Genomic DNA, 13070 nt, shown 5'->3' with positions numbered 1-13070 from the left:
CCGCCGCACCGTGCTGCGCGGCATGCTGGCCGCCGGCGCGTTCGCGGCGACCGGCGGCGCGCTCAGCGCCTGCGGCATGCCCGGCACCCGCCGGAACCCGGCCGACTGCCGCGCGCCGGACCAGTCGGAGAGCGACAAGAAGCTGGTCGTCTCCAACTGGCCGCTCTACATCGACGTGGCCGAGGACGACGAGACCCAGCGGCCGACGGTGCTGGCGTTCACCGAGCAGACCGGCATCGACGTCACCTACCAGGAAGACGTCAACGACAACAACGAGTTCTTCGGCAAGGTGCGCAACCAGCTCTCCGCGTGCCAGACGATCGACCGCGACATCATCGTGCTCACCGACTGGATGGCCGCCCGGCTGATCCGGCTCGGCTGGGTGCAGCCGCTGCAGAAGAACCGGCTGGCCAACGTCGACGCGAACATGCTCGACTCGCTGCGCGGCCGGTCGTGGGACGAGAACAACGAGTACGCCGTGCCGTGGCAGACGGGCCTCGCGGGCATCGCGTTCAACGGGAACGTCACCCCGGAGGTCCGCACGGTCGACGAGCTGCTGACCCGACGGGACCTGCGGGGCAAGGTCACGATGCTCTCGGAGATGCGCGACACGATGGGCCTGCTGCTGCTCTCCGAGGGCAGCGACCCGTCGAACTTCACCGAGGAGCAGTTCGACCAGGCGCTGAACAAGCTGCAGGCGGCCGTCGACTCCGGACAGATCCGTCGTTTCACCGGCAACGACTACGCACAGGAGCTCGCCAAGGGCGACATCGCCGCGTGCGTCGCCTGGTCCGGCGACGTCATCCAGCTCAACTTCGAGGACGAGCAGGTCCAGTTCGTCACGCCGGAGTCCGGCGTCATGCTGTGGTCGGACAACATGCTTGTGCCCAACGAGGCCACCCACCAGGCCAACGCCGAGGCCTTCATGAACTACTACTACGAGCCCGCGGTGGCCGCGGAGCTCGCGGCGTGGGTCAACTACATCTGCCCGGTCGAGGGCGCGCAGGCGGAGATGGAGAAGATCGACCCGGAGCTCGCCGCGAACCAGCTGATCTTCCCCGACGAGACGGTGCTGTCGACGTCGAAGGTCTTCATGGCGCTGAACGAGGCCGAGGAACGCATCTTCGAGGACAAGTTCCAGCAGGTGATCGGAGCATGAGCGATGGCTGAAGACCTGATTCTCACGAACGTCACAAAGCGGTTCGGGTCCTTCGTGGCGGTCGACGACCTGAGTCTGACCGTGCCGCAGGGTGCCTTCTTCGCGTTGCTCGGCGCCTCCGGCTGCGGCAAGACGACCACGCTGCGCACGGTCGCCGGGCTCGAGGAGCCGACCTCGGGCACGATCCGGTTGGGAGACCAGGACATCACGACCCTGCGGCCCTACCGCCGGCCGGTGAACACCGTGTTCCAGAGCTACGCGCTGTTCCCGCACATGTCCATCAAGGACAACGTCGCGTTCGGACTGCGCCAGCGGGGCATCAAGGACGTCGGCAAGAAGGTGCTCGAGATGCTCGAGCTGGTACAGCTCGGCAGCTTCGTGAACCGCAAGCCCGCGCAGCTCTCCGGCGGCCAGCAACAGCGGGTCGCGCTCGCCCGGGCGCTGGTGAACGAGCCCCAGGTGCTGCTGCTCGACGAGCCGCTGGGCGCGCTGGACCTCAAGCTGCGCCGGCAGATGCAGATCGAGCTCAAGCGCATCCAGACCGAGGTCGGCATCACCTTCCTGCACGTCACCCACGACCAGGACGAGGCCATGTGGATGGCCGACACGGTCGCGGTGATGGACAAGGGCCGCATCGAGCAGCTTGGCGCGCCGACGGACATCTACGAGTTCCCGACCTCGCCGTTCGTGTCGAACTTCCTCGGTCAGTCCAACCTGTTCGCCGCGGAGGTGACCGGCAAGTCCGGTGAGGACATCACGCTGACCGCGCACGGCGAGCGGTTCGCCGCGCCCACCGCGCGGGCCCGGGCCACCGAGGGTCGGGTGTGGCTGGGTGTGCGGCCGGAGAAGGTCCGCCTCGCCGAGCCGGGCCAGGATCCGCCGGCCGAACACAACCAGGTGCGCGGAGTGCTGACCGACACCTGCTACGCCGGCGTGAGCACCGAGTACCTGCTGAAGACGCCGTGGGGCCAGGAGATGTCGGTGTTCTCCGCCAACGCGTCGGCCGGCGAGCCGCTCGCGGAGGGCACGGAGGTCGTGGCGCACTGGTACCCGCCGCACTCGTTCGTGCTCGACCGCCCGGCCGGCGAGGGCGACGAGGTGACCCAGTACGCCGCCGACCCGCTGGGCGTGGCGCCGTGACCGCACTGGTCGGCGCGGCGGCCGGCGGCTCCGCACCCGGTACGCCGCCGGAGGTCCAGCCCGTCGACGAACCGGTCGCCGGCAAGAAGCGGCGGCGCTGGACGCCGTTCCTGTTGCTGCTGCCGGGCGGCCTGTGGCTGCTGCTGTTCTTCGTCGTGCCCTCGATCCAGCTGGCCGGCACCAGCCTCTACGACCGCGCGGGCAGCCTGGAGAACGGCTACAGCCAGGCCTTCGCCCTCGTCAACTACCTCGACGCGATCCAGGCGTACTGGCCGCACCTGGTGCGCTCGGCCGTGTACGCGGGCCTCGCGACGATCATCTGCCTGGTGCTCGGCTACCCGCTGGCGTACGCGATCGCGCAGAAGTCCGGCCGGTGGCGCAACCTGCTGCTGGTGCTCGTCATCGCGCCGTTCTTCACCACGTTCCTGCTGCGCACGCTCGCGTGGAAGTCGATCCTGTCCGACAACGGCCCGCTGGTGGAGTTCCTCCGCGGCCTGCCGCTGATCGGCGACGACTTCCGGCTGCTCGCCACGCCCGCCGCGGTCGTGTGCGGGCTGGTGTACAACTTCCTGCCGTTCATGGTGCTGCCGCTGTACGCGAACCTCGAGCGGCTCGACGGCCGGCTGCTGGAGGCCTCCCGCGACCTGTACGCGACGCCCGTGCGGACGTTCCGGAAGGTGACGTTGCCGCTGTCGATGCCCGGCATCATCGCCGGCACGCTGCTGACGTTCATCCCCGCGGCCGGCGACTACATCAACGCCGAACTGCTGGGCACGCCGAACCAGTACATGATCGGCAACGTGATCGACTCGGCCTTCCTGGTGCGCCTCGACTACCCGCAGGCCGCGGCGCTGTCGTTCCTGCTGATGGCCACGATCCTGGTGATGGTCTTCTCCTATGTCCGAGCGGCCGGCACAGACGAGGTGGTTTGACGTGTACCGCTTCTGGCGCTGGGTCTCCGACCACTGGGTGATGGTGGTCGGGCTGCTCGTGCTCGCCTACCTGTTCCTGCCCATCGTCGTGGTGTTCCTGCTGTCGCTGAACAAGCCCAGCAACCGGCTGTCCTACGACCTGTCCGACCAGTGGACGCTGGACTACTGGCTGCACCCGTTCAGCACGGCCGGCCTCGGCGACGCGCTGCGGGTGAGCGTCGGCATCGCGCTCGTCGCGACGCTGGTGGCGACGATCCTGGGCACGCTGATGTCGTTCGCCCTGGCGCGGCACCGTTTCCGCGGCCGCGCCACGACCAACGTGCTGATCTTCCTGCCGATGGCCACCCCCGAGGTCGTGATGGGCTCGTCGCTGCTGGCGCTGTTCGTCACGCTGCAGATCCCGCTGGGCTTCTGGACGGTCGCGGTGGCGCACATCCTGTTCTGCCTGTCCTTCGTGGTCGTCACGGTGAAGGCACGCCTCGCCGGGTTGGACCCGAAGCTGCAGGAGGCCGCGATGGACCTCTACGCCAACGAGTGGAAGACGTTCCGGAAGGTGACGTTGCCGCTGGTGCTGCCCGGCATCGCGGCCGCGGCGATGCTGTCGCTGTCACTGTCCTTCGACGACTTCATCATCACGAACTTCAACTCCGGCACCACGGTGACGTTCCCGATGTTCGTGTGGGGCGCGGCGCAGCGCGGGATCCCGCGTGAGGTCAACGTGATCGGCACGGCGGTGTTCCTGCTCGCATTCGTGATCGTGCTGGTGGTCCAGGTCCGCGCGCGGCGGCAGGCCAAGGCCTTGGGACTGTCGTGAGCGGAGCTTGCGGAGCGAACCATCAAACACAGGGCGACCGTGAACGGCGGCACCGAGCCTGTGAGGGGGCGTCGTGAAGATCCTGATGGTCGGCGCGGGGAGCGTCGGCTCGGCGGCGGTGGCGATCGCCGCGCGACGGTCGTTCTTCTCCTCGTTCGTGGTCGCCGACTACACGCTCGACCGGGCGCGCCGGGCGGTGTCCTCGGTGCCGGACAACAGGTTCACCGCGGCGCGGGTCGACGCCTCGTCGGCCGACGAGGTCACCGCGCTGTGCCGCCAGCACGACATCACGCACGTGCTGAACGCGGTCGACCCGCGGTTCACCATGCCGGTTTTCGAGGGGGCGCTCGCGGCGGGCGCGGACTACCTCGACATGGCGATGTCACTGTCCACACCGCACCCGTCGGAGCCGTACGCCCGCACCGGCGTGAAGCTGGGCGACCGGCAGTTCGAGGCGGCGCCCGGGTGGGAGTCGGCCGGCCGGCTCGCCCTGGTGGGGATCGGCGTCGAGCCGGGCATGTCCGACGTGTTCGCCCGCTACGCCGCCGACCACCTGTTCTCGTCGATCGCCGAGGTCGGCGTGCGCGACGGCGCGAACCTGGTGGTGGAGGGCTACGACTTCGCGCCGACGTTCTCCATCTGGACGACGATCGAGGAGTGCCTGAACCCGCCGGTGATCTACGAGAAGGACCGCGGCTGGTACACCACGGAACCGTTCAGCGAGCCGGAGGTGTTCGACTTCCCCGAGGACATCGGGCCGGTCGAGTGCGTGAACGTGGAGCACGAGGAGGTCCTGCTGATCCCGCGCTGGGTCGAGGCGGACCGGGTGACGTTCAAGTACGGGCTCGGCAACGAGTTCATCGAGGTGCTGCGGACGCTGCACAAGCTCGGTCTGGACAGGACGGACCCGGTCACGGTCGGCGGCGTGTCGGTTGCTCCACGCGACGTGGTGGCGGCGTGCCTGCCGGACCCGGCGGGCCTGGGGCCGCGGATGACCGGCAAGACGTGCGCGGGCACCTGGGTGCGGGGCCTGGACCCGGCGGGCGAGCCGCGTGAGGTGTACCTGTACCACGTGGTGGACAACGAGTGGTCGATGCGCGAGTACGGCCACCAGGCGGTCTCGTGGCAGACCGCGCTCAACCCGGTGGTGGCGCTGGAGCTGCTGGCGGCCGGGGCGTGGCAGGGGAGCGGGGTCCTCGGCCCGGAGGCCTTCGACCCCGTCCCGTTCCTCGACCTGCTCAAGGACTACGGCTCACCCTGGGGCCTGCGCTAGCCGGCGGTCGTGACCTTCCAGAGGTAGCCGTCCGGGTCGCTGAAGTAGCCGAAGTACCCGCCCCAGTTGGTTGCGGCCGCCGCCTTGACCACGGTGGCGCCGGCGTCCTCCGCGGTCCGCATGGCCTCGTCCACCTCGTCCCGGGAGTCGGTGATGAAGTGGAACGAGACGCCGCGGAACCCGGACCCCTCGGCGGAGACGCCGGCGTCCTGTGCCGCCGCCTCCCACTCGTAGAGCGCCAGCGACGAGCCGTCGCCCAGCTTGCACCGGACGAAGCCCGGGTAGTCCTGCTCGACGTCGCCGCCGAGGCCCTCCACGTAGAACTTCTTCGCCCGCGCCACGTCCCGCACGCCGAGCATGATCACGCTCACCTGTACCGCCACGGCCATCTCCTTCGCGCTGTTGGGCCGATCCGTCCGTCACGGTATGGCGGTCGCCGGGGGCGCGCTTCTCGATTCGTGACCGGTTGCGGGTCAGCCCTCGATGTTGTGCATGACGTGCTTCACGCGGGTGTAGTCCTCGAAGCCGTACATCGACAGGTCCTTGCCATGGCCGGAGTTCTTGAAGCCACCGTGCGGCATCTCCGACACCAGCGGGATGTGCGTGTTCACCCAGACGCAGCCGAAGTCCAGCTTGGCGGTCATCCGCATCGCACGGGCGTGGTCGCGTGTCCACACCGACGCGGCCAGGCCGTACTCCACGCCGTTCGCCCAGCGGATCGCCTCCGCCTCGTCGGTGAAGCGCTGCACGGTGATCACCGGGCCGAACACCTCGTCCTGGATGATCTCGTCGTCCTGCCGCAGGCCCGAGACCACCGTGGGGGCGTAGAAGTAGCCCCGGTCGCCCACCTGCGAGCCGCCCGTCCGGAGGTTCGCGTGGTCGGGCAGCCGGTCGACGAAGCCGCTCACCCGGGCCAGCTGGTTGGCGTTGTTCAGCGGGCCGTACAGCACGTCGGTGTCCGACGGCGGGCCGGTGCGGGTGCCGCGGGCCTGCTCGGTCAGGGCGGCGACGAACTCGTCGTGCATGCCCGGCGCGGCCAGCACCCGGGTCGCGGCCGTGCAGTCCTGGCCCGCGTTGAAGTAGCCGCCGATCGCGATGGCCTCGGCGGCCGCGGCGATGTCGGCGTCGTCGAACAGCACGACCGGGGCCTTGCCGCCGAGCTCGAGGTGCACCCGCTTGAGGTTGCGCCCGGCGGCCTCGGCGACCTCGCGGCCGGCGCGGACCGACCCGGTGATCGACACCATCTGCGGCGTCTCGTGCGAGACCAGCGCGCGGCCGGTGTCGCGGTCGCCGCAGATCACGTTGAGCACGCCGGGCGGGAGGTGCTCGGCGGCGATCTCGGCCATGAGCAGCGTCGAGGCCGGCGTGGTGTCCGACGGCTTGAGCACCACGGTGTTGCCGGCGGCCAGCGCCGGCGCGATCTTCCAGACCGCCATCATCAGCGGGTAGTTCCACGGCGTGACCTGCGCACACACCCCGATCGGCTCGCGGCGCACGTAGCTCGTGTGCCCTTCCAGGTACTCGCCGGCGGCGCGCCCCTCGAGGACCCGCGAGGCGCCGGCGAAGAACCGGAAGTGGTCGATCGCGGGCGGCAGCTCCTCCTCGAGGGTGAGCTGCCGTGGCTTGCCGGTGTTGCGGCACTCGGCGTCGACCAGGTCGTCGACCCGTGCCTCGAGCGCGTCGGCGAACCGCAGCAGCGCGAGCTGCCGGTCCTTCGGCGTCACGTCCCGCCACTTCTCGAACGCGGCCGACGCCGCCCGCATCGCCCCGTCGACGTCGGCCGCGCCGGACACCGGAGCCTGCGCGAACACCTCGCCCGTGCTGGGGTCGATCAGGTCCGAGTAGGCGCCGTCGGCAGGCTCGACGTACGAGCCGTCGACGAAGTTCCGCAGACTGGTCTTCTCGGTCATGACTGTGCCGCCTCCCCGGAATCAACCCGCGTGGTCACCGTGAGCTCGTGTCGTCCGGTCGAGGACGTACTTGTGGCCGGGTGGCGTCCCGTTCCCCTTGGGTGCGGTTGCGAGACACGCGATTCGTGCGGGTTCCGCGGTGCGCGGCGACCTGAGGTTGGCACAAGGGGCCTCATTCGAACTCCCGGGCTGTCTGGACGGACGCCGATCACGTTCGTTCCCTGCCATCCTCGCGACTGAATCCGCAGCAGACAAGCCCTTGGGCAACCGGATTCGTGTGTCAGGATGACTCATATGGGGGACAGGCCGTTCGACGCCCTGCTCGTCGACCTGGACGGCGTGCTGCGCCGCCGGCCGCTGTTGGCCGGGCCCGGCTCGTTCGCGCGAGGCGATCACCTGAGCTCGGTGCGCAGCTCGTGGGTCTCGTCGGGCAGGCGCGCCTCGTAGTAGATGCGGGTGCGGCCGTCGGGCAGTGGCAGGACCTCGAGGTAGCGGACGTCGATCACCGGCGCGTCCGGGTCGGCGACCAGCACGTCGCCGGACGGGCTGGCCAGGCTGGTGCGCTCGAACCAGTTCTCCTCGGCGGTCGCGCGGCCGTCGTAGCTCGCCCGGCCGTCCGGGAGCACGCTGGTCAGGCGCGCGCCGCGGGCGTCCCACTCGCCGGGCCGGCCGGTCAGCACGGTGCCGTGCCAGGCCCAGTCCAGTCCGTCGGCGCTCGTGGCGTACGCGGTGGACATCCGGTCCTCGGCGCCGGGCACGTCCAGCGGGTGGCAGCACAGCCAGGCGCGCCAGCCGTCGCCGTCGTGGTGGATCACCGGGTCCTTGACGCCGAACGTCCCGTCGCCGGTGAACAGCGGCCGGACCGGCGCGGCGGCGAGGTCCTCGGGTTCGGGCGCCTCGAGCACGCCGACCCACCAGTGCTTGGTGCCGGGAGTCGCGCAGCTGACGTACATGCGCCACAGGCCGGCCCGGACGCGCACGATCGCGGCGCGCTCGACCATCTGCGCGCCGAGCCGGGCGGGTTCGATGGTGCCGACTGTGGTGAGCCGCACGCCGTCGGTCGAGCGGGCGATGACGTTGACGTCCTGGTCGCCGCGGGTCCGGTAGGTGAGCACGATCGTGCCGTCCTCGTCGAGCGTGGCGCCGGGTGCGCCCGCCCACTGCTGCGGGCCACGGCCGGGGGCCGCGACGACGAGCTCTGCGTCTCCGGTGGGGAGGGGGAATTCGTTCATGGCTTCGAGCCTGCGCCGGCGCCGCCTTGATCAACAGTGGCAGCAATGCCAGTATGTCGGAAGTTTCTGCCATACTCGTGGGCATGCGTTCCGTGGTGGCGTTGGTGGGCGAGCGGGTGGCCGCGTTCGAGCTGGGCATCGTCTGTCAGGTGTTCGGCCTCGACCGGTCGGACGACAACCTGCCGGTCTACGACTTCGCGGTGTGCGGCTCGAGGCCCGGCGAGGTCCCCACGACGTCGGGCTTCACCGTGCGGGTCACTGATGGCCTGGACCGGCTGGTGGCGGCAGATCTGGTGACGGTGCCGGCGTGGCCGACGCTGGACGCGCCGGTCGAGCCGGCGGTGCTGGAGGCGCTGCGGGCGGCGGTCGACCGGGGTGCTCGGGTGCTGTCGGTGTGCTCTGGCGCGTTCGCGCTGGCCGCGGCGGGCCTGCTGGACGGCCGGCGGGCGGCGACGCACTGGCAGTTCGCCGACCGGCTGGCCCGCCGCTACCCGAGCATCGAGGTCGACCGGGACGTGCTCTACGTGACCGACGGCCCGACCCTGACGAGTGCCGGCGCGGCCGCCGGTCTCGACGCGTGCCTGCACCTGGTGCGCGAGACCCACGGCGCCCGCACCGCGAACGAGCTCGCGCGCCGCATGGTGATGCCCGCCCACCGCGACGGCGGCCAGGCTCAGTTCGTCGACCTGCCGGTTCCCGAGGCGGAGTCGGACTACGTGCTGGCCGACCTGCTCGACTGGATGGCCGCACACCTGGCCGAGCCGCTGTCGGTCCCGGTCCTGGCCACGCGCGCCGTGATGTCCGAGCGCACGTTCGCCCGCCGCTTCCGAGCCGCGACCGGGACCACGCCGCACCGCTGGGTGCTGGACCAACGCCTGCGCCGGGCGGAGGAGCTGCTGGAGGGTACGAACCTGTCGGTGGACCAGGTGGCGGACCGAGCGGGCTTCGGCGCTCCCGACACCCTGCGCCACCACTTCACGACACGCCGCGGCGTGAGCCCGGCCGTATACCGCCGCACGTTCCAGAATTAGTTGGACAGAATTTCCCCGACGATCACTGTGAACTTTCGGCTCTACCAGATCATGCCCGGATCCGGGATGATGAAGGCATTCCGGCAAGGCAAGCAGCGGGCGGAGGGGACCGACACATGAATTCGTCGAGCACCGAACCACCCATCGAATCCGAACTGCTCGACCTCGACGCGATCCCCTTCACGAAGGTCCGGGATCTGGAGGGCGACGAGCTGCGCCGGTCGACCCGTCATGTGGTCGAACGCACCAGCCTGGTGCGGGCCAGATATCGCAGCTCCGGCGCCGGAGGCGGCGAACGGATCGACTGATGAGTGGGCCGCCGGGTGACGATCTCCTGCCGGAGAGCCCCGCATTCCACAGCCTGTCCTGGGACGATTTCGACGCTTTCGCGCGGCTGGACGCCAACGCGGTCATGGTGCGCCGGCTGCGTCGCGCCGAACGGAGCCGGCGGAAACTGCTGCTGCACGCCCTGCTCGAGGACTCGGCGAAGATTCCCGGGCTTGTGGGCCCGCTGTCGCCGCTCGAGGTCGTGTGGGAACTGCTGGCACGCGTCGAATACGCGTCGCCGCGGTCCCTCGACCGGCTGATCGCCCACCCGTACACCGGGAGCTGGGCGGGCTACACGACGCGTCTGCTGCGTGACCGGATCGACGGTGTCTGTCCACTGTGGATGCATCTTGGCCACGTCCATGCGCTGGCCGCTGCGGCGGCCATGGACGCCGGGCTCGACTTCGAGATCGACGTGCCGATGTGGCAGGGGAGCGTGGCCCTGCCCTCGCTCGGCATGGCGCGCCTGAGCATGTCGTCCGCGTTCTCGACGGCCGTGGTCCGGGGAGCCGCGGGCCGATACACCGTCACAGGCGAGCATGGCTCGGTGCGACTGCCCAGACCCCTCGACGTGGACGCCGAGGGTTGGTGGAGCGTGCGGCGCCTGCGAACCCGGGCCGGCGGGTTTCGGTTCTCGGTTCGGCTCGACGACGTCGATCCGTACCGGGGCCTGTACGAGCCGGTTCCGCCGCGACGGCTGGCCGGCCCGGAGGTCGATCAGTGGATGCGGCTGGTGGACGAAGCATGCCGGCTGGTCGTCGACCACGTGCCCGACCTCGCCGAGAGCATGCCGATCGGACTCGTTTCGCTCGTCCCGGCGCCGCAGGTGCCGTACCGGAACCCGAGCGCGTCGACCAGTGAGGCGTTCGGCAGCGCGCTGGTCAGCCGCCCGACCGACGGTGCCGCGCTGGCCGCCACGTTGATCCACGAGTACCAGCACATCGTGCTGGGCGGCGTGCTGCACCTGACCCGCATCAACGGCGACGACCCGCGCGAGCGGATCTACGTCCCATGGCGCGACGACCCGAGGCCGCTCTCTGGTGCCGTGCAAGGGGTCTACGCGTTCGCCGGCGTGACGCGGTTCTGGCGCGAGCTGGCCGCGGGGGGCGATGCCGCGATGGCGCGGCGAGCCGCGTTCGAGTTCGCCCACTGGCGTCGGCAGACCTGGCGCGTACTTACCGTGTTGCGGGCCGACTCGGCGCTCAACGACGCCGGACGGCGGTTCTTCGACGGCCTGGCCGAACGGCTCGGCCCGTGGCAGGACGAGCCGGTGCCGCGCGACGTCGCCGATCTGGCCGTCGCGGTCGGCGCCGACCATCGGGCTGGTTGGCGGATCCGCTACCTGCGTCCGAGTCCGGACGAGGTCGCGCGGCTGGCGCGGGCGTGGGTGGCCGGCGAACCCCGACCGCCGCTCACGTTCGCGGCGACCGAGTTGTCGCCCACGCCGGTGCCGGACGGCTCATGGTCGCCGGCCCGGACCGACCTCGTCCGGCTCGGCCTGGGCGAGGGTGCCTCCCGCTCAACCGATGGCCTGGCGACCGTGGCCGATGCGACCGAGGCTGACGTCGCGTACGCGGCGGGCCGGTATCGGGAGGCGGCCGACGGCTACCGCACCGAGCTCGTCGCGGACCCCGACCGGCCGACGCCGCTCGTCGGTCTCGGCCTGGCGTTGGCGGCCCGAGGTCCCAGCGCCGCCGGGCGTGCGCTGCTGCACCGCCCCGAGCTGGTACGCGCGGTGCACCGGACGCTTCGCGAGCGGACCGGCCACCGGCCGACCCCGGAGCGGGTCGCCGCCTGGATCGGCCAGGTGGTCTCCGGCTAGAACCTGTCAGGCGGTTACCTCAGCGGCATGGGGCAGGCGGTTGGGCCGAGGTCACCTGGCTGGGATATGTCATCGCCGGGTTCGCCGAACGACGTCTAGTGCGCGGAGGAGGAAACCCCACCAACGAGGCGACGACGGCGCGGACTCGCCGAGCAGGCGCAGCCAGGCGGTGCCGGTGTAGTTCCTGACCGACACCGGGATTGCGCGGTAGGTCTCCGGTGCCGTGCCCGGGTCCTGTTTGATGACCTCGTCGTAGAAGTAGTCGGATACGACTACGGCCACGGTGCCGTTGGATTGTGCGAGGGCGTTTTTGACCTGGTCTGCATCCAGGATGCGGAAGGTCCGGTTGAGAGCGGGTCCGACCCAGCCATTTCCGTTGCGTCGAATGTCGCCGGCGTCCAGAGCGACTCGTAGCTTGAACTGCGCTGCGGGGCTGCGGTTCGCGTTGTATCGGCGGAGGGCGGCGACGAGTCGGTCGGGTAGCAGGTCGGCGAGTTGGTTCTTGGGCACGTCGGCCGGGACCAGGACGAGCGCACCGTCCCCGCGGTCCTCGATGGTGCACGAGTCGACGTCGACGCCGGAGTCCGCGAGGGCAGTCCTGAGGACTTCGTACGCCCCTTCCTGCACGGTCATCAGGTCATGGACGTTCCGGCTCGGGTTGGTGAAGTCCTGGACGTCGACGACCACGATCGTTCTGTGCTCGGGCCGCGACGTGTGCGGTATGAACCGGTTCTGGGGGCTGTCGGACATGTCGGGCATGTCATCGCTCGCAGTCTCAATGGAGGTCTGGATGGATTCAGATGTGGGCTGCAGAGCCACATCGTGGGTCGCATATCAATGTCTGTCCGCCCGGGACAAATTCGGCCCGGACAGGGCACGCATAACCACGCTCTCCAGAGCGACATCGGCCGAATTCTCCTGGGAACGTGCGGGGTCTGCCGTGTTATCTGGATCGGAAATGGCGTTCCTGAGGTGGCCGAGCACCGGAATTGCCTCACCGAAATGCGCGGCCGCCACTCGCACTACGCCGGCGGTCTCTGACCGCCGGCCGCCGCTAGGCAGCAGATCTTGGGCGTCCGCGGGGAAGGTGAGAACACTTGTATCCCAAGTGGACTCCTCCTTGTCGTGGACCGGCGGGTGCAGCACGCCACTGAGGAGCGTGGCGAGTCGCTGCGAGGGTGGCGTGGCGATCCGGCGAAAGTCGTTCACGTGCTTGTTTGCGTCGGGTCGGAACGCGGTGCCCACCGGACCGAGCCGGACGGAGTCACCGATAGGCGGTTCTGGTACGGCGTCGGTGTGGTTGGTGCCCATCCGGGCTTGGCTGGTTGCGGCGGTCTGGGCGCGGCCGAATAGAGGTGCCCGGTTGTCCGGGGGCAACTCTGCGTGCGGTTCGTTCACGCTCATCCGCGAATCCCCGCGGGGCGGGCTTT

Annotated in this window: 14 protein-coding genes; 9 read left to right on the top strand and 5 right to left on the bottom strand. The window is 70.0% G+C overall.

The genetic code is table 11. From position 1 onward, the window contains the following. The 5 genes from ACRDSK_RS14050 to ACRDSK_RS14030 all read left to right on the top strand — a co-directional run. On the top strand, positions 1-1159 hold a 1159-nt coding region (locus ACRDSK_RS14050; RefSeq protein ID WP_431441097.1), incomplete at its 5' end, for a polyamine ABC transporter substrate-binding protein. 3 nt (positions 1160-1162) lie between these two features. After that, positions 1163-2299, top strand: coding sequence for an ABC transporter ATP-binding protein (locus ACRDSK_RS14045; protein WP_431441095.1), 1137 nt, complete (start codon positions 1163-1165; stop codon positions 2297-2299). Then, positions 2296-3231 carry an ABC transporter permease gene (locus ACRDSK_RS14040; protein WP_431441093.1) on the top strand — a complete coding sequence of 312 codons (936 nt, stop codon included), beginning with the start codon at positions 2296-2298 and terminating at the stop codon, positions 3229-3231. The genes ACRDSK_RS14045 and ACRDSK_RS14040 overlap by 4 nt, the downstream gene beginning before the upstream one ends. Before the next feature lies 1 nt (position 3232). Further along, positions 3233-4045, top strand: a complete 813-nt coding sequence (locus tag ACRDSK_RS14035) for an ABC transporter permease (protein WP_431441092.1) — start codon at positions 3233-3235, stop codon at positions 4043-4045. Positions 4046-4118: 73 nt separating this feature from the next. Continuing rightward, positions 4119-5318 carry a saccharopine dehydrogenase family protein gene (locus tag ACRDSK_RS14030; RefSeq protein WP_431441090.1) on the top strand — a complete coding sequence of 400 codons (1200 nt, stop codon included), beginning with the start codon at positions 4119-4121 and terminating at the stop codon, positions 5316-5318. Here the strand turns inward: ACRDSK_RS14030 and ACRDSK_RS14025 are convergent. Together ACRDSK_RS14025 and ACRDSK_RS14020 are read right to left on the bottom strand one after the other, a co-directional pair. After that, a complete protein-coding gene (locus tag ACRDSK_RS14025; RefSeq protein WP_431441089.1) occupies positions 5315-5701 on the bottom strand; it encodes a VOC family protein in 387 nt (128 codons plus the stop codon). The two genes, ACRDSK_RS14030 and ACRDSK_RS14025, sit on opposite strands and share 4 nt — an antisense overlap. A 90-nt stretch (positions 5702-5791) precedes the next feature. Beyond that, the gene (locus ACRDSK_RS14020; protein ID WP_431441087.1) at positions 5792-7228 is read right to left on the bottom strand and encodes a gamma-aminobutyraldehyde dehydrogenase; all 1437 of its coding nucleotides are present in this window, start codon (positions 7226-7228) and stop codon (positions 5792-5794) included. Between the two features lie 294 nt (positions 7229-7522). Between ACRDSK_RS14020 and ACRDSK_RS14015 the strand changes: the two genes are divergently transcribed. Further along, complete coding sequence (locus tag ACRDSK_RS14015) at positions 7523-7675, top strand: hypothetical protein (protein WP_431441085.1); 153 nt, start codon at positions 7523-7525, stop codon at positions 7673-7675. Here the strand turns inward: ACRDSK_RS14015 and ACRDSK_RS14010 are convergent. Next, positions 7621-8460 carry a hypothetical protein gene (locus ACRDSK_RS14010; protein ID WP_431441084.1) on the bottom strand — a complete coding sequence of 280 codons (840 nt, stop codon included), beginning with the start codon at positions 8458-8460 and terminating at the stop codon, positions 7621-7623. The two genes, ACRDSK_RS14015 and ACRDSK_RS14010, sit on opposite strands and share 55 nt — an antisense overlap. 83 nt (positions 8461-8543) lie before the next feature. On the opposite strand from ACRDSK_RS14010, the gene ACRDSK_RS14005 reads away from it, so the two are divergent. From ACRDSK_RS14005 to ACRDSK_RS13995, 3 genes are all read left to right on the top strand, one after another. Beyond that, a complete protein-coding gene (locus ACRDSK_RS14005; protein WP_431441082.1) occupies positions 8544-9491 on the top strand; it encodes a helix-turn-helix domain-containing protein in 948 nt (315 codons plus the stop codon). Positions 9492-9607: 116 nt separating this feature from the next. Next, on the top strand, positions 9608-9799 hold the full coding sequence (locus ACRDSK_RS14000; RefSeq protein WP_431441080.1) for a hypothetical protein: 192 nt from the start codon (positions 9608-9610) through the stop codon (positions 9797-9799). Then, positions 9799-11640 carry an aKG-HExxH-type peptide beta-hydroxylase gene (locus ACRDSK_RS13995; protein WP_431441078.1) on the top strand — a complete coding sequence of 614 codons (1842 nt, stop codon included), beginning with the start codon at positions 9799-9801 and terminating at the stop codon, positions 11638-11640. The genes ACRDSK_RS14000 and ACRDSK_RS13995 overlap by 1 nt, the downstream gene beginning before the upstream one ends. A 69-nt stretch (positions 11641-11709) precedes the next feature. On the opposite strand, the gene ACRDSK_RS13990 is transcribed toward ACRDSK_RS13995, so the two are convergent. Next, positions 11710-12459, bottom strand: coding sequence for a hypothetical protein (locus tag ACRDSK_RS13990; RefSeq protein WP_431441076.1), 750 nt, complete (start codon positions 12457-12459; stop codon positions 11710-11712). Between the two features lie 15 nt (positions 12460-12474). Then, positions 12475-13044: a hypothetical protein gene (locus ACRDSK_RS13985; RefSeq protein ID WP_431441074.1), complete on the bottom strand. Its 570-nt coding sequence runs from the start codon at positions 13042-13044 to the stop codon at positions 12475-12477. Positions 13045-13070: the final 26 nt, after the last annotated feature.

The organism is Actinophytocola sp., from assembly GCF_050699915.1.
Taxonomy (GTDB): Bacteria; Actinomycetota; Actinomycetes; order Mycobacteriales; family Pseudonocardiaceae; genus Actinophytocola.
Note: the sequence above shows the minus strand (reverse complement) of the source record. Positions and strands in the feature narration are given on the sequence as shown.